15 protein-coding genes are annotated in these 16,502 nt (G+C 65.8%); 7 read left to right on the plus strand and 8 right to left on the minus strand.

Annotated elements, in window-relative coordinates; genetic code table 11:
• Positions 1 to 7 precede the first annotated feature (7 nt).
• Entirely contained in the window at positions 8 to 949 is a 942-nt protein-coding gene (locus tag ACFQ9K_RS09735) for a hypothetical protein (protein WP_378718431.1), read from the plus strand.
• A gap of 61 nt (positions 950 to 1,010) precedes the next feature.
• Here the strand turns inward: ACFQ9K_RS09735 and ACFQ9K_RS09740 are convergent, their stop codons facing one another.
• Positions 1,011 to 1,631 (minus strand): hypothetical protein, encoded by a 621-nt coding sequence (locus ACFQ9K_RS09740; RefSeq protein WP_378983047.1) that lies wholly within the window; start codon positions 1,629 to 1,631, stop codon positions 1,011 to 1,013.
• A 102-nt stretch (positions 1,632 to 1,733) separates the two neighbouring features.
• On the opposite strand from ACFQ9K_RS09740, the gene ACFQ9K_RS09745 reads away from it, so the two are divergent.
• The gene (locus tag ACFQ9K_RS09745; RefSeq protein WP_378718427.1) at positions 1,734 to 2,132 is read left to right on the plus strand and encodes a DUF4440 domain-containing protein; all 399 of its coding nucleotides are present in this window, start codon (positions 1,734 to 1,736) and stop codon (positions 2,130 to 2,132) included.
• Positions 2,133 to 2,138: 6 nt separating this feature from the next.
• On the opposite strand, the gene ACFQ9K_RS09750 is transcribed toward ACFQ9K_RS09745, so the two are convergent.
• A complete protein-coding gene (locus ACFQ9K_RS09750) occupies positions 2,139 to 2,492 on the minus strand; it encodes a VOC family protein (protein ID WP_378718426.1) in 354 nt (117 codons plus the stop codon).
• A 521-nt stretch (positions 2,493 to 3,013) separates the two neighbouring features.
• Here ACFQ9K_RS09750 and ACFQ9K_RS09755 point away from each other — a divergent pair.
• The gene (locus ACFQ9K_RS09755; RefSeq protein ID WP_378718424.1) at positions 3,014 to 4,477 is read left to right on the plus strand and encodes an MFS transporter; all 1,464 of its coding nucleotides are present in this window, start codon (positions 3,014 to 3,016) and stop codon (positions 4,475 to 4,477) included.
• Between the two features lie 46 nt (positions 4,478 to 4,523).
• Here ACFQ9K_RS09755 and ACFQ9K_RS09760 read toward each other — a convergent pair whose 3' ends face one another.
• Positions 4,524 to 6,077 carry an acyl-CoA carboxylase subunit beta gene (locus tag ACFQ9K_RS09760; protein ID WP_378718423.1) on the minus strand — a complete coding sequence of 518 codons (1,554 nt, stop codon included), beginning with the start codon at positions 6,075 to 6,077 and terminating at the stop codon, positions 4,524 to 4,526.
• A gap of 254 nt (positions 6,078 to 6,331) precedes the next feature.
• Between ACFQ9K_RS09760 and ACFQ9K_RS09765 the strand changes: the two genes are divergently transcribed.
• Both ACFQ9K_RS09765 and ACFQ9K_RS09770 read left to right on the plus strand, forming a co-directional pair.
• Entirely contained in the window at positions 6,332 to 7,192 is an 861-nt protein-coding gene (locus ACFQ9K_RS09765) for a helix-turn-helix domain-containing protein (RefSeq protein ID WP_378718421.1), read from the plus strand.
• 54 nt (positions 7,193 to 7,246) lie between these two features.
• Positions 7,247 to 8,365 carry a serine hydrolase domain-containing protein gene (locus ACFQ9K_RS09770; RefSeq protein WP_378718419.1) on the plus strand — a complete coding sequence of 373 codons (1,119 nt, stop codon included), beginning with the start codon at positions 7,247 to 7,249 and terminating at the stop codon, positions 8,363 to 8,365.
• Positions 8,366 to 8,466: 101 nt separating this feature from the next.
• Here ACFQ9K_RS09770 and ACFQ9K_RS09775 read toward each other — a convergent pair whose 3' ends face one another.
• Both ACFQ9K_RS09775 and ACFQ9K_RS09780 read right to left on the minus strand, forming a co-directional pair.
• Positions 8,467 to 8,865, minus strand: coding sequence for a hypothetical protein (locus ACFQ9K_RS09775; protein WP_378718418.1), 399 nt, complete (start codon positions 8,863 to 8,865; stop codon positions 8,467 to 8,469).
• Between the two features lie 121 nt (positions 8,866 to 8,986).
• Positions 8,987 to 10,882, minus strand: coding sequence for a hypothetical protein (locus tag ACFQ9K_RS09780; RefSeq protein WP_378718416.1), 1,896 nt, complete (start codon positions 10,880 to 10,882; stop codon positions 8,987 to 8,989).
• Positions 10,883 to 11,596: 714 nt separating this feature from the next.
• On the opposite strand from ACFQ9K_RS09780, the gene ACFQ9K_RS09785 reads away from it, so the two are divergent.
• Both ACFQ9K_RS09785 and ACFQ9K_RS09790 read left to right on the plus strand, forming a co-directional pair.
• A complete protein-coding gene (locus tag ACFQ9K_RS09785) occupies positions 11,597 to 11,983 on the plus strand; it encodes a hypothetical protein (RefSeq protein ID WP_378718413.1) in 387 nt (128 codons plus the stop codon).
• Between the two features lie 219 nt (positions 11,984 to 12,202).
• Positions 12,203 to 12,928 carry an alpha/beta hydrolase gene (locus ACFQ9K_RS09790; protein WP_378718412.1) on the plus strand — a complete coding sequence of 242 codons (726 nt, stop codon included), beginning with the start codon at positions 12,203 to 12,205 and terminating at the stop codon, positions 12,926 to 12,928.
• Positions 12,929 to 13,011: 83 nt separating this feature from the next.
• On the opposite strand, the gene ACFQ9K_RS09795 is transcribed toward ACFQ9K_RS09790, so the two are convergent.
• From ACFQ9K_RS09795 to ACFQ9K_RS09805, 3 genes are all read right to left on the minus strand, one after another.
• Positions 13,012 to 13,740, minus strand: a complete 729-nt coding sequence (locus ACFQ9K_RS09795) for a GntR family transcriptional regulator (protein WP_378983050.1) — start codon at positions 13,738 to 13,740, stop codon at positions 13,012 to 13,014.
• Positions 13,741 to 13,844: 104 nt separating this feature from the next.
• The gene (locus tag ACFQ9K_RS09800) at positions 13,845 to 15,284 is read right to left on the minus strand and encodes an MFS transporter (RefSeq protein WP_378718407.1); all 1,440 of its coding nucleotides are present in this window, start codon (positions 15,282 to 15,284) and stop codon (positions 13,845 to 13,847) included.
• Positions 15,281 to 16,501, minus strand: coding sequence for a kynureninase (locus ACFQ9K_RS09805; protein WP_378718405.1), 1,221 nt, complete (start codon positions 16,499 to 16,501; stop codon positions 15,281 to 15,283). Before ACFQ9K_RS09805 ends, ACFQ9K_RS09800 begins: the two co-directional genes overlap by 4 nt.
• Position 16,502 lies beyond the last annotated feature (1 nt).

The following is a 16,502-nucleotide window of genomic DNA, read 5'->3' on the forward strand; positions in this document are numbered from 1 at the left end:
GATTCTCATGAACCGTCAACGTCTATTACCCATCGTCACCGCCTGCTTGATCCTGTCGATCGGGCCTGGCTCGGTGGCGGTGGCGGCACCCGATGTCCAGGATCCGGTTGCGGCCGCACCCTTCTGCTACGAGGAACCCGCCACACCCCAGGCCGACATCAGCGACCTGAAGGCTCGATTCAACCGGTCGAACTGGATGCCCACCCTGCAAGCCATGTACCAGCGGCGATGGCCGAGCGGGCAGAAACTGGCGATCGCGCAGGCGAAGGATCAGTACTGGAACCAGTTCGTGGATACGAGCAGTTTCGAGGCGTTCGCCGAGTCGATGATGGTGGCGATTCACGAGGAAACCCACATGTGGGACCTGGACGGGTCGCGCACCGAGTGGGACAAGTACACCGCGTCCTGGATCAATGCCACCCAGCAGCTGACGAACATCCCGCTGTACGGCGGCTTCCCGCGTAAGGAAATCCTGCCGTTGATCAAGGACAAGCTCAGCGACGACATGGACGGCATCTATCTGCGGGACAAGCAGCAGGGTGATTACCACCTGCAAGGCGTGACCGCGGAATTGAACGCCGGGCTGATGGGCCTGCCCGCGGTCACCGTGGTGCAGGAGTACATCAAGGGCATCGGCGCCAGTAATTCCAGGGATATCGCCGCGACCAACCTCCGGTATCTGCTGCTGTACTTGCGCGTTGCCAAGGACAAGCACCCCGACTACTGGGCGAAGATCAAGAACGAGCCGAAGCTGCGCGACTGGGTGCTGACCGAATTCCTGCGCACCGCTTATTGGTTGGAGAAGTCCGCGCCGTACTCCGGCAAGCTCGGCAGCCCCAACGCCGACAAGATCACCGAGAAGAACTACGCGCAGGAGAACATCTCGATCCTGGAGGAGTTCACCGGCCGCAAGGTGCGCACCGACGCCCAGAAAAATTGCACCGCTTGACATCTGGGGGCGGAGCGGGATTGCCGCCGGTACGGCCCGCCGGCGGCAATCCCGTTCGCGATCACAGCTGTTTGACGACAGTGCCGTTTTCGTCGAGCATCGCGATGGAGGGCGTACCGTCCATCCCGACGCGGAGCCGAATTCGCGGGCGCCCCTGCGGATCACACAGCATCAGCGCCGTCCCGTTCTCGGTGTCGACGGAAAGCTGCACGCCCAGAGGATGTTTCGCGTCGTCGATCGGCGCCGTCGGATCCCCGATGTGAGTCATGGTCAGCGCGGCGCCACCCGTCCGGTCCTGCCAGGCGGTCTGAAGGTGAACGGCGTCGCCGTTGGGGTAGTCGAGCGAGACCAGCGCCCCGCTGCTGGCAGCGATGATGCCGCCCTTCTCATCGCCGTTCTCGTCGTTGAAGATCAGGTACGAGCCGTCCGGCCCGCTCCGCTCCGCCGCCGGAAGCGTCTTACCGCCGAGGACGATCGGCGGCTTCCCCGTATCCAGCAGGAACCGCTGTTTGCCGCGCCGATCGACCACCGTGAACGAACCCGGCACGGTCGAGGCGTCCGCGTCCGTCGCGGTGGCCCGCCCGGCCGCCACCCCGATCCCGGCGCCCGCGACCGCCGCCGCTGCCCCGGCGATGACCGCGCGCCGGTTGGATATGCCACTGTGTGCCTTGTCGTCTCCCACCACCCCGACGATCCTATTGCCGCGCCACCTATTTCGTGCGATCCACGCTGGATATGATCTTCGGGAAGGGCCGCGTACGCCGACGAGACCGAGATTGCCGCTATGCCTGAACACCCCGACCTCGCCGATGTGATCGAGGCACTGCACTCGGACCTGGCCGAATGGATGGGCTCGAACGCCCCGCCCAAGGTGTTCGACCGGTTCGCCAACGCGCTGCACGACGATTTCTCCTCGGTCACCACGCTCGGTCAGGTCATCGACCGGGACACGCTGCTGGCGGGCGTGTGGTCGGCGCGCAATGCGCAGCCGGGCTTCACCATCGAGATCAGCGACATCGAAGAGGTGGCGCAGAGCGGAACCATTCTCACCGTGCGTTTCACGGCGGAGAACCGGCAGGGCGAGGTCAGCAGTCGCCGGCTGGTCACCGCGATCCTGCTCAGCGCGGACCATGGCTACCTGTGGCGGCTGGTCCACGAAACCACCGCTCCGGCAACCGAATAGGCCCGGTCAGTAGTACTGGACCAGGCAGAACTCGTGCTCCTCGGGATCGGTCAGCACGACCACCACGCCCTGGTCGTAATCGTGCCGCTCACCGGTCGGCCTGCCGCCGAGCGCGACGACCTGGGCGATGCCCTCGTCGATGTCGTCGACCGCGACGTCCAGATGCAGACGGACCTTGCCGCGCTTCGGCTCGGTCACGGGCTGGAAGACCAGACGGGGCTGCGGATCGTCGCGTTCGCCGAGGTAGACCCAGCCCGGCCGCGACGTTCCACGCGGACGATCGAGCAGCGCGCTCCAGAAGTCCGCGACCCGCTCCACATCGACACAGTCGATCGTCACGCCGACCAAGCGGTTCGTCATCTCGTCGGTACTCCCACCTCGTCCAGGCCCCGCCGCGGCGAGGCCATGCCACCACTTCTCCGCGCCGGAATGCGTCCGTGACCTCACCGGATGGTCGGGCGTCGTGGCGCTTCCGCACGGTTGTCACCGTAAACCGCGCCTGCCCGGACCGGAAGCTGCGGCGGCCGCGCGGCTTTCGCATGACCTCGCGGCCCAGATGGCGGGCCTGCGGATATCCGCGTGCGCAGGAGCCGGACGGTGCCGTATCGTGGTCGAGTCCCGGCTTCCGCAGCTCCTTCGGCGGCTCGGGCTCCTGTTCCTTCGGTAGTGGATTCGAGGTGGTGACGTATCTCCCAGGTCGGGTAGTCGTCCGCAGTCCCCACGGTCAACGTGCATGGGACCGGACGTCGCATCGGCCTGAGTTGCGTCACCCCGCTGTCCGTTCCCGGGTGCGGCTCTGCCAGCTGCCCCGGGATTTCGTGTTTTCCGCCCCGGGTGCGGCGGATGGCGAGCTCCCCGATTCCTGAATCAGGAGCCCTACCGTGAACTCCCCCGCGCTCGACCAGACCCCTGAGCCCTCGGCCGGTATCCCCGTCTCGTCACCGGCGATGACGGCGGCCGCCAAGATCGCCCTCGCGGTCCTGCTGACCGGCGAACTCATGAGCATCCTCGACGATTCGGTCGTCGTCACCGCGCTGCCCACCCTGCAAGCATCGCTCGGCGCCGGGCCGGCCGCGGTGCAGTGGCTGACCGCGGGCTATGTGCTGACCTTCGCCCTCGGGCTGATCACCGGCGGCAGGCTCGGTGACATCTTCGGCCGGCGCAAGGTCTTCCTGCTCGGCACCGCCGGGTTCACCCTCGCCTCGCTGCTGTGCGGCGTGGCGACCGGCCCCGGCCTGCTGATCGCCGCCCGCGTGTGCCAGGGCGGTGCGGCCGCGGTGCTGATCCCGCAGGTCCTGGCGACCGTGCACGTCACCTTCGACGGCGAAACCCGCAGCCGCGCCTTCGGCCTTTTCGGAGCCGTCCTGTCGTTGGGCAGTGTCCTGGGTCCGGTCCTTGGCGGCACACTCACCCAGGCCGACCTGTTCGGCCTGTCCTGGCGGCCGATCTTCCTGATCAACGTGCCCATCGGCCTCGCCGTGATCGTCCTCGGACGCAAGTTCATCACCGAGTCGACCGCGACGCAGGCGGAACGTCTCGACCTCGTCGGGGTGCTGCTGTCCGCGGCGGCCATGGTGCTGATCCTGTTCCCGCTCACCGAGGGACAGGCGCACGGCTGGCCGCTGTGGTGCTTCGCCATGCTGGCCGGCGGTCTGCTCGTGCTGGGCATATTCCTGCGCCAGCAGCAGTGCCGCACGGTGGCCCCGCTGATCACGCTGTCGTTGTTCCGGGGCAAGCAGTTCGCCGGCGGACTGTCCACGCAGCTGATGCTTGGCCTGATGTGCGGCCTGTTCTTCATGACCTGGACGCTGTATCTGCAACACGGCCTGCGCATGAGCCCGCTGTCGGCGGCCCTGGCCTTCATGCTGCTCGCGCTCGGCGAGCTGGCCGGCGCCATCACCGCGACGAAGACCGCGGGCCGGTTCGCGCGTCGCCTGCCGCAGACCGGCGCCCTGATCGCCCTCGCCTCGATAACGGCCTACGGGATCCAGATCAGCGGTGGCCACGCCGAGGTGACGCTGCTCGCGATGGCCGTTCCCGTGGTGCTGCTCGGCTTCGGCCTCGGCATGGTCGGCGGGCCGATCGCCGACCTGACGCTCGCGAAGGTTCCACACGAGCGCGCCGGCTCGGCCTCCGGCCTGTTCAACACCGCGTTGCAGCTGGGCTACGCCGTCGGCATCGCCATGACGGCGTTGGTGTTCTTCGCGACGACCGGCGGCGCACCCGACGGCGCGGCCAACCGCGAGGCGTTCACCGGTGTGCTCTGGTGGGTCGGCGGCGTCTTCGCGGTGATGTGGGGCTTGATGTTCTGCTTGCCCAGGCACGCCGACCACGGGGGCGAGTAAGACAGACCGCGCCAGGTGAGGGCACCTGGCGCGGTCGGACTCGCACTCACATCGGGTACACCGGATGCTTGCGCGGGTTGAACTCCGGCTTGACCGGCGGCTTGTCGCGCAGCAAGCGCAGCGCGTGCCGGATCTCCAGGCGAGTGCGCGCGGGCTCGATGACGGCGTCGATGTAGCCGCGCTCGGCCGCGATCCACGGGGTGGCGATGGTCTCGTTGTAGTGGTTGACCATGAACTCGCGCGCCGCGGCCCGCTGCTCGGCGGGCACCGCCGCCAGCTGCCGCTTGCCGATCAGGTCGACCGCGCTCTCGGCGCCGATCACCGCGATCCGGGCGGTCGGCCAGGCGAAACTGATGTCGGCGCCCACCTGACGCGCCGCCATCATGCCGTACGCGCCGCCGTAAGACTTGCGCACCACGAGGTTGATGATCGGCACGGTGGCCTCGATGATCGCGCGCGGCACCCGGCCGCCGCGGATGATCACGCCGTTGGCTTCCTGCTCGAGCCCCGGCAGCACCCCCGGGGTGTCGACGACGAAGACCAGCGGAATATTGAACGCGTCGCAGAGCCGGATGAAATAGGTCGACTTGTCCGAGCAGTTCGCGTCGATCGAACCACCCAGCACCAGCGGCTGATTGGCGATCACGCCGACCGGATAACCGTCGACCCGGGCGAAACCGGTGATCAGGTTCGGCGCCATCGCCTCGCGAACCTCGTGGAACTCACCGTCGTCGAAGATCCGCAGCAGGATCTCGTGCATGTCGTAGCCGGTGCGATCGGAGTCAGGGACGATCTTCTCCAGTTCCCGATCGCTGGCGGTGATCTCCGGCTCCAGGCCAGGATTCACGATCGTCGGCTGCTCCAGGCAGCTGGTCGGCATGTAGCTCAGGTACCGGCGGGCCCAGTCGTAGGCCTCCTGCTCGGTGTCGGCCACGTGATGCAGGGTGCCGCGCTTGGCCTGAACCTCGGCGCCGCCGAGCGCCTCCGCGGAGATGTCCTCACCGTTGACGGCTTTGATCACCTCCGGGCCGGTGACGAACATGTAGGAATCCTTGGTGCCGATCAGCACGTCGGTATTGATCGGCCCATACACCGAACCCGCGGCGCACTTGCCGAGAATGATCGACACCTGCGGCACGTAGCCGGACAGCTTCTCCAGCACCCGGGAGATATCTCCGAACGACGCGATCGAGCCGACCGCGTCCTGGATGCGCGCGCCGCCGGAATCGTTGATCGTGACGACCGGGCAGGCGTTGTCGAACGCGAGTTGCAGCGCCCGCATGAACTTGCGCGCGGAGGTGATGCCGACCGACCCGCCGTAGACGGTCTGGTCGTGGGCGATCACCACCACGGGACGACCGGCGATCAAACCCCGGCCGGTGACCAGTCCGTCGCCGTAGAGGGCGTCCTTCTGATCGGGCTGGCGGGCCAGCGCACTGGTCTCGACGAACGTGCCGGGATCGAGCAGCATGTGCACGCGCTCGCGGACACTCGGGATACCCTTCTTCTCCCGCTTGGCAATACCGGCCTCACCTGCCGGTTCCGTAGCGATCGCCAGGATCTTGACCAATTCATCGAGCTTCGCCTGGGTTTCAACCACGCTCGCCGCCACCTTCCCTCCAACTGTCGTGCCTTGGCGACGTTAAGCGGTGTGGACACCGAAGCGGGCACTCGATCGGCAGATGCGGGACAGGTCACAGTCGGGGGCTGCTTGGTATGGATTTCCGAACAGCTGTCGCGCGGGTCGAATGCCCTTGTGGTCAGGGGACGGTGCAGAACCCACGCGGCAACACGACCAGGTCTTCCTGGGGTTGTCGCTCCTCGCGCGCCTGCCTGATTACGTAGCCTGAACGGGTGGTTGATATCGGGCGGGACGCGGAGTGGGATTTCGCGGGCACGGCCGTGGCCGCGCCGTTCCGGGGCGCGATGATCGGATATCGCGACGCGGGCGGGGCCGGGGTGGATCTTCGGGTGGCGGGGACGGCGGCGATCACCGTGCTGATCGAGTTCGGGGGTCGTGGGCTGGTGGTCGAAGACGCGTCCGGGCGGCGGACGCTCGACGGGTTCGTGGCCGGGCTTCCGCTGGCGGCGATGCGGGTTCGCGGTGAGCGGGCCGAATGCGTCGAGGTGCGATTGTCGCCTGTCCGGGCATATGCGCTATTAGGCATCGCCCCAACCGATTTGGGACCGGACGCGGTCGGTCTGGAGGATCTGTGGGGCGCGCGGGCCCGGCGGCTGCGTGCGCGACTTGCGGAAGCCGGGACCTGGGAGGAGCGTTTCGCGTTGACGAAAACGTTTCTGGCGCACGGTGATCGGCCGACGCGGGCGCCTGATCCGGAGGTGCTCGCCAGCTGGGAACGCATCCTCGGCTCGGGTGGTCAGGTGCGGATCGGCGCGCTCGCCGAGTCGGTCGGGTGGAGTCACAAGCGGCTGCTGACGCGATTCGAGTCGCAGATCGGACTGACGCCGAAGCGGGCGGCGATGCTGGTGCGGTTCCGGTCCGCGGTCGACGGCCTGCTGGCGGGACGGCCCGCCGCCGAGGTCGCGGCGGACTGCGGATACACCGATCAAGCGCATCTGAGCCGGGACGTTTCGATTTTCGCCCACCGCCCGCCCGGGGCGCTGACCGCGCACTATCTGCCGACGATCGCCCAGCATCGGTACCGGGCGTGGGGGAAATTCTTCCAATACCGGGGTGTACCCGCCGGTCGATAGTGGTGTCACTTCGAGTGCGAACGAGCACTCGTCGACCGTGAGAGGACACCCGCCGTGACCGACACCCTCGATCCCGCGAAATTGCAGACCGCACTGGACAACCTGCACCACGCCGGCCTGCCCGGAGCCTTCGCCGAGGTCCGCGACGGCTCTGAAATCTGGCGCGGGGCAACCGGGCTCGCCGATCTGGCCACCGGGCGGCCGGTCACGGCGGAGATGCGGCATCGCGTCGGCAGCATCACCAAGACCTTCACCGCGGCGGCGGTGTTGCAACAGGTCGACCGCGGCCAGATCGCGCTCGACGCACCGATCGGCGATTACCTGCCGCACCTCGTGCCCGGTGATCGAGGGTCGGCGATCACGGTGCGAATGCTGATCAATCACACGAGCGGGCTCGCCGAATATCTTCCGTACGCGTATCCGTCGCTCGCGGCGTTCCCCGAGGTGGCTCGAACCACGCCGAAGAGCCTGGAAGACAACAGGTTCACCAAGTTTCATCCGATCGAGCTGATCGAACTGGGCGTCGCGGCGCCGGCCACCGGGAACCCCGGTGGCTCACCCGGCGTGTATTCGAATACCAATTACCTTCTCCTGTGCCAGCTTCTGGAGTTGGTGACCGGCGTCTCGGCGGAGGACTGCATCACCCGTGACGTCATCGAGCCGGCCGGACTGCGCGACACCGAGCTCCCCACCGGGCCGGATCTCGACGGCCCGCACTCCCTGCACTACGAGGCGTGGTTCGGCATGTTCGATCCGCCACGCGATTTCAGCGTCTTCGACATGTCCTGGGTCGGCCCCGCAGCGTCGCTGATCTCGACCGTCGCGGACCTGAACCGCTTCTACGGGCTGCTACTCGATGGTGAAATCATCAGCCACTCAGCGCTTTCCGAAATGCAACGCACGGTACCGGTCATCTCGTTCGAGGGAAAGACCATCGAGTACGGCCTCGGCTTGCACAAGTTGACGGTGCCAGGACACGGCATCTTCTGGGGACACGACGGGTCCGTCTGGGGTGGCGGTGCGATGTCCATGACCAGCGCGGACACCCGACGACAGCTATCGGTCGCGATAAACCTCCAACGATGGAACCACATCGACCCCACCCAACGCCCACAACCCCACCCCATAGACCACGCCCTCCAAGCCTTCACCCAACTGGCGCTGTGCGGTTGAGGATCGGTTCCCACGAACCTCACAGTTGATCGTGCCCGTGAGGTTCAGTCGGCAGCCATAGGCTCGAAGCCTCCCGCGCCTCCCTCTGACAAGGGTCTGCGTTACAGCCACGAACTGGCGACTGGATGGGCTCGTACCCATTCCTTGACGTTGCCAAGGACCGACCTGTCGTCCTTGCGGTTCGCGGCTACGCGCGCCCTGACCCGAGCCTTGATCCGCTCGTTCGCCGCCTCCGGATCCCAGTGGGCCATCATCGCGTCGAGCGTCTGCGCGCGCTCGACTGGATTGCCGTTCAGTCGGACCATGGTGTCGTGGATCGGTCCATAAGCGTCGGCGGTCTCTTCGACATTGCCGAGCGGCGTGCCCAGCGGGACCGGATCTACGTCGGCGTCGTCGCTGGGGATGACGAGCGCGCCGTTGGCACGGTACGAAGCGTCCTCAACCCATACGGTTTCGTCTTGATCGCGATCGCTGGGGCTCGGGCCAGTCTTCGATGCCATGAGCCAAGCCTCCTCTTCTGGTGCTATATGAGTGTCCATCGATAAATGATCGAGCAGTATATTGTCTACGTTAATCCCTGCGACGAATTATACCGCCGCTGTCAACACTCTCCGATGATTACTATGTGTCGGATTTGAATCGACTGGAGACATACCGTTTGGTACGAATTACCAGCATCCCAGTAGCGGCAATGACCACGACCACGACGAGTGCGAGCAATATTTGCCAGTAAGGCGCCCAGCGAGACCAGTCGCCGGCATGCATATCAGGTTTTGTCGACGCAGCCCTGAGCGCAAAGAGGAAAGTCACCGTGACCGCAAGCACGGTACTCACCATCGTCAGTGCCGAGCCGGCGACGGATACCAGCAGACTTCGCTCGAAGGCCCGGACAAAGAACACCGCCAACGCCGCAATCGCCGCCGGAAGTGCCAGCACCGCCACCGCGACGTCAGTATGTGCCTCGTCCTCGGCCGCCGTCCGCAGGATTATCGTCACCAGCAGCACCGACCAGGCCACTATCGTGGCGAACAGCTCCGTACCGGTTGGCCGTTCACAAATCCGCGCCCGGAGGCCGAGGCGTACTGGTTGAGAATTCAGCTCATCGACGTCTCGATCGAGTTTGCGAACAATCGGAATAATTTTCCCCTCCTTCTCCCGGATGCTGCTCAGGTTTCTACCGTAAACGTGCAGACTGGTCACGGACTTTCCTACCGGGCGAAGATATGGAATATTGACGGCGATGGACGGTCGCGCGTTAACCATGACAGCCCGGTTCGCATCATCGGTGACGTAGGCGAGTCGCACATACGACCCGTCGGGTATACCGGCGTGCATGTGATAACTCTTAGCGTGACTTGCACGGGTGAGCCCCACCTTCAGGTAGCCACTGGGTATTCCGGACATCTTTTGCAGAATCCGAGCCAGTGTCGAAGTTTCCGAACGAGTCGGCTTCTGCAAGAAGCTTCCGGTCGACTGCTCGTAGCTGTACGCCAGCTTGAGGTACTTCGCCGGCTTGCACTGCACGATCACCAGGTAATGAGCTATACCGAGCCGCGCGATCCGCCGCAGCTTGTCCCGCTCCACATCCTGGACGGCAAGTTCCTCGCCGCTACCATCGGCCACAGCGGGCACCCCGACAGGCGCGGGCACGGAACTAGGCACGAGGATGAGATCCAAATCCTCCTGATGCGCCTTGACCACTTCATCGAAGAGCCGCTGGCGATCCTCCTCTTTCAGCTTCACCTTCCTGGACTGCGAATTGTTCGTGAACGATCTGCTCATCGACCGCAATGCGGCAGCGGATTTCGACACCGTGGTCACGATGTCTTGCAGAGCCGCGTACCGGTCCCACGGCCAGTTCCTGAAGTCTGCGGGAAGGTCGGGATATGTGATATGAAACTGATGAATGAGCACCGCAATATACAGAGCGGCCGATTGGCCGCCATACGCCAGGGACACCACAGGCTCGTCGCCGGTGGGGTGGATGGCAAGCCGATCGAACAGCCAACCCTTCGTCGGCTCTATAAGCGGAACCAGAATCGAGGGCTTCTTTTCGACCTGCGCGAACTGCTGTTCGTCGATGACGAGATCCATAGTGACGGATCTCTTCGTGACCCAGCGGCCGAGCTCCAGATTTTCTGTTACACGATGACGATAGGTCTCCGGCTCCACCATCATATCGGCGAGCAGCGCGAGAACCTCCTTGTCATACTTGGCGGTCATCTCGAACGCTTCTTCCATCAGCGCTCGAACAATAGTGTTTGTTTTATATGAGGTGGCGAATACATTCGCCTCATTGACCGGAACAGCGGGCGGGATCAACCTTAGCAACAGCCAGATCCCGCCTATCGCAGAGTCCGCCGCCAACCACCACAGCCGTGTATACAGGTCCAACGGGAAGATCAAGCAGAAGACCCATGCAGCCGAAACCAATATTCCGATGGTGGCCAAGAGATTCGTCAGAACCCGTATGGTGAGCCATTTTTCGAATTTCTTCTCGTTATCTTTGCTGTCCATTATATCCCCCGAATCGAAGCACTGGCCTCGAGTCGAAAATTCAAGATTAATTTTCCCCGACCATGTTTAGTCTGCCAGCCGTACATCTCTTCGTCTATCCTTCATTCAATCGACGGACAAAGCGGTCCGCGCCACGTGCGGCCGCGGCGGCCCCTTCGGTCAGGCTGATCGAGAACTATCCGTTCGGGCCCGTGGGCGACGGCTAGTTGACGACTGGCGCGAATGGTTCCGCGAGAACAGCCGTAGCTTCCACCGCAAGCCGCTTCACCCGTCGGCGCAGTCCGGGAGGAGCAAGGCAGCACGACCCGGAGGAACCCCTCTGCCGACCCCCCGATCGATCACGAGGCAGCGTTCGAGCAGGGCCTGAATCTCATCGGGGACGGACTAGCGCACCGTGTCGCACAGGTAGGTCGTCGGCCATCGACCCCGTTGCAGGAGTGCAGGATTGCTCGTCCGAGCACATGCGGGTGCCATATATGATGGGGCCGTGACTATTTCCAGTGGAAAGGGCGTTCTTCGCCCCTGCCGGTGATCCCCGGCGAGTGGTTGGATTCCGGCGATGCCGATAGCCAGACCGCTGTTCGCGCCAGCACGTCTCCGCGGGACTTCACCGTGGCCGTCAACAAGATTCAGTTCGAAGTACAAGTTCAGTTCAGCCGCCCACGCCGTTGGGTACTGGCCGGCATCGCGCCGATATGGCGACGCGACCGGGTCATGCCAAGGGTGGACGGCGTCCCGCTCACCGATCTGATCGACAGATTCGAGATCGAGGCAGGCATGCGGCCCGCCGGTGGGGCGTACGGGGGCCTCCTACCGGCATACCTCGGGAGCAACCGGATCGATGACCACTTCCGGGGAAAGACAACCATTGCGACGAGATCGAAGACTCCCCTGCTCGCGTGTGAGTGTGGCGAGTGGGTTTGCTGGCCACTCCAGGCCGAAATCACGCTCACCGAGGACCTGGCGACCTGGGACAACTTCGAACAGCCCCATCGCCCGCAGCGCGACTACCGAGGGTTCGGCCCCTTCCGGTTCGACCGCAGGCAATACGACGACGCCCTCGGGCATCTGGCCGAGCCGATCAGTTCAGACATCGAGTGAAGCGAGCGTGATCATCGGCCGGTCGAGCACAGGAGCGGACCGTCGGTTAATCCGTTGCCGGGCAGCGGCAACCATTGCTAGTTTCTGGGGACCGGGCTGGAGAACGAGGAGGTGGTACCTGTGAACGCGGTTTTTACATGGGTGCTCCCCTTTGGGGCCACGGTAGGGCGATAGGTCGTCCGGGAGCGCCGTTCACGCGCATTCCCGAAAGGCACGACCATGCAATTCATTTCAGAGCAGCGTCTCGATGACGACGTCGTCGAGCGCGAATTCACGCTCGGCGAGGTTCCCGGCGTCCTGTGGACGCCCGGATCCGCGCCCGCGCCGCTGATCCTGATGGGCCACCCCGGTGGACTGGACAAGATGCATCCCCGTCTGGCGGGCCGGGCTCGACACGCGGCAGCGGCGGGCTATGCCTCGGCCACCATCGAACTCCCGTGGAGCGGTAACCGGCCCGGGTCCGCCGACGCCGAGCAGGCCCGCGCCGACCTGCGTCGGGCGATCGGAGCCGGCGAGCCGGTCACCGACGAGATCGTCGACCGGCTCATCCTGCCGCTGGTCGAACAGGCGGTCCCGGAGTGGCGGGCCACCCTGGACGCCCTGCTGTCGCTGCCCGAGATCGGCGGTCCGGTCGGGTTCTCGGGCGGGGTGATCGCCATCGGCATCCGACTGGCGATGGTCGAGCCGCGCATCGCGGCCGCCGTCCTGTTCGCCGGAAGTTACGTGCCGCGCAGCATGTTCGAGGACGCGCGGCAGGTCACCATTCCGCTCCATGTCCTGTTGCAGTGGGACGACGAAGGAAACGACCGGCACCTGGCCCTGGACCTGTTCGACGCCTTCGGTTCCGAGGAGAAGACGTTGCACGCCAACATGGGTGGGCACACCGGCGTTCCAGCCTTCGCCGGGGAGGAGGCGAACCGCTTCTTCGCCCGGCACCTGAAGTGACGCCGAAACGTCGGATCGTCTGACGCACCGCCGCCCCGACCTGCCGTACCGGCGAGTCGGGGCGGCGGCACGCACGTCATCGACTACTTACGCGTAAGACCCACCGGGACCGCACGATTACCGGCACCCTCGCGCACGCTCAGGTAGGCCCGCAGCGTGTCCGCCGCGGCAGTGATGTGGCGATGCAGAATCTCGATGGCCGCCACCGCATCTCGGTCCGCGGCCGCGTCGGCGAGCGCTCGGTGATCGGGCCGCCCGAGCGCGTCGGCTCCGAGCGCGGCCGAGTGGAGCCGGATGATCTGCTCCTCCTCTTCCAGGGCCGCGCGCACCAGCTTCAGCAATCGATCGTTCGCGGCCCGCCGGCAGAGCGCCAGGTGGAACTCGGTATTCAGGCGTCCTATGGCGGCCGGATCGGTTTCCGATTCCAGTTGCCGGACGTGGCCCCGAATTTCCTGGATATCGGCGTCGGTGAGATTCGGGATCGATAAGTGCAGCGCGGCGGGTTCGATGATCAGCCGGACGTCATACGTTTCGATGAGGTCGGCGGGGTCGAGGTTCACCGCGACGGCGCCCTTGCCCGCCCGCAACCGGACGAGCCCTTTTCCCTCCAGCTGAATCAAGGCCTCGCGCACCGGCATACGGCTCACCCCGAAAACCTCGGCGAGCTCCTCTTGCCGCAGCGGCGTTCCCGGGCGAATGGTTCCATTCAGAATTGCTTCCGCGAGCGTCGACTCGATTATCGACCGGGAATGCGTCTGCGGCACCGAAATATGCCCCAGCGCAGCCATGACCGGCCTGTGTCGTGCGCTCATCCGAACGGTGCCGCCTACCTATGCTGGAGTGTTCGCCGCAGTGGGATCCATGATCCAGTTATTTTCTAACACTCCCGGCCCGAGCGGGCAACATTTCCGCATCGTCATGCGTTGTTCGTTTGTCTCCCAAAGTTATTTATGGGACGAATCATTGCCGCCGGCGCGATCGCGGCGCACGCGAGCGCGCCCATTAGCGCGAGCGCGAACGCGAGGGACGTGGCGGTGTAGAGGCTGCCGAAGACCGCTACGCCGAGGACGAAACTGAATTGGAACGTGGTGGTGGCGATCCCGGTCGCGTCCGGCACCTGGTCGGGGCGAACGTGCGCCACGGTCAAACCGAGCAGCGGGGTGAAGCAGGCGCCGTAGCCGAAACCGGCCGTCGCCAGCAGCATTACGGCCCCCACCGGATGCGGGCCGTCGCCGCGCTCGCTCGCGCCGAGCAGGATCAGGCTGCCACCGAGCACCCCGAGGCCCACGATGGTGAGGACGAGATGCCGCCGGTGCGGCACCAGCGATCCCGGTGCAGAGCCGACGCCGAAGCCGATCGCGAAGGGCACCAGCGCGATTCCCGCCGCCGCGGCGCTGCGCCCATGATGCTCCTGGAGGTCGGCGGCCACGCAGAACAGCACCCCGGTGTACGTCGTCCCCGACAGCAGCAACGCGATCAGCCCTGGCCGCATACCGGGCACCGCCACGGTGCGCAGATCGAGCAGCGGAGCACCGTTGCGCCGCAGTTGAATCCGCTGCCAGGCGAGAAACACCGCGAGCACCGCGACACCCAGTGCCGCTACCGCCGCGACCGGCCAGGTCCACCCGGTGTCCGGGCCGAGCGCGAGCGCGCCGGTGATCGAGGCCGCGCCGACGGTCAGCAGACCGACGCCGGCCAGGTCGAGTTGCCGTGGGGAGACCGCGATCTCGGGCAGCAGCCGGGCGGCGCCGACCAGCACGGCGAGACCCACCGGCAGATTGATCAAAAAGACGATCCGCCAACCGAGTCCGAACACATCAAGACTGATCAGCGCGCCGCCCAGGGCAAGTCCCGCGGTGGCGCCGAAGGAGATCATCGCACCGTAGGCGGCCAGGGCGCGGGTGCGCGCGGTACCGGTGAAATCCGCCTGGATGAACGAAATCGCCTGGGGCACGGCCATGGCCGCCCCCGCGCCCTGGACGGCGCGGGCACCGATCAGCACGATGGCGTCGGGTGCCAGGCCGATCGCGACGGAACTCAGCGTGAACACCGTGATCCCGATCAGGAACAGGCGTCGCCTGCCGCGATCGGAACCCAGTCGCGCGCCGGTGATCAGCAGGCTCGCGTACATCAGCGTGTACGCCGCGACCGCCAGCGCGGCGGTCCCCGGTTCGATCCGCAGGTCCTGCTGGATCGAGGGCGCGGCGATATTGCCGACCGTGGTGTCCATCGAGGCCATGAACTGGCCGGTCAGCACGACCGCGAGCGCCGGCCAGCGCCGCCGGGAACCGGAAGGTGCCGGGGCTCCCCCGGTCGGCGGCGGAGCCGTTCGGATCTGCTCCGGGGGCACCGTCACGGCCGCGTGGCGGCGTCGGCGGTCTCCTCGGCTAGTAGTTGTTCCATCGCGGCGACGCAGTCGAAGACGTCGACGTGCCGGACGTAGAGCGGTGCCAGCCCGAAACGCAGCAGGTCCGGTGGCCGCAGTTCGAGCTGGAAACCGCGTGCCGCCAGGCCTTTCGCCAGGCGCTCGGCCGATTCGCAGTGCAAGGACACATGGCTGCCGCGCTGCGCGCTGTCGACGGGTCCGGTCACCTCGACACCGTAGCGGGCCAGCCGGGCAGCGGCCAAAGCGATGAACTCCTCGCTGAGCGCAACCGATTTGGCGCGCACCGCCGCCGGGTCGGCCCCGGCGGTGAGCATGACGCCCTCGTCCAAGGCGAGCAGACTCAGCAGCGGCGGACAGCCGGTGGTCAGGCGAGCGATGCCCGGATCCGGCTGATAGCCGGCGGTGAAGTCGAACGGCCTGGTGTGCCCAAGCCACCCGGTGACAGGCTGTTCGAAGCGCGGCAGCAGGCGGTGGGCGACATACATGTACCCGGGCGCGCCGGGTCCGCCGTTGAGGTATTTGTACCCGCAACCGACCGCCAGATCGGTACCGGCGGCGTCCAATTCGAGCGGGACCACGCCCGCACTGTGCGAAAGGTCCCACAGCACGAGCGCTCCGGCCGCGTGTGCCCGCTCGTTGATCCGGCGCATCGGAAGGAGTTCCGCGGTGCGGTAATCGACGTGGCTGAGCGTGACCACCGCGACGTCCGAGTCGATCTGGTCGAGGATCTCGTCCACCGGTACCCGGCGCACCGTCGCCTGTCGATGCACATAGCGCGTGACACCGTCGGCGATGTACAGGTCACTGGGGAAGTTATCGCGGTCGGTGAGGATCACCGACCGCTTGCCCCCGGACTGCAATTCCATAGCGCCGCACAGCAATTTGAACAGGTTGACCGAGGTGGATTCGCCCACCACGACCTGACCGGGAGCCGCGCCGATGACGCCGCCGATGCGGTCGCCGGTCAGCGTCGGGAGCTGCAACCACTGGTGGTCCCACCAGCCGGCGTTCATGTCGTCGCGCCAGCGCCGCATGGCCTCGTCGAGTCGCCGCGCGGTCCCGCGCGGCTGCGGACCCAGCGAATTCCCATTGAAGAATATGCGGTCGTCGGGCAGATCGAACTGTGCCCGGATATCCCGCAGCGGATCGACGGCGTCGAGCTGTTCGAAGTATCGGCGCTGCTCCATG

The organism is Nocardia sp. NPDC056564, from assembly GCF_042793755.1.
Taxonomy (GTDB): Bacteria; Actinomycetota; Actinomycetes; order Mycobacteriales; family Mycobacteriaceae; genus Nocardia.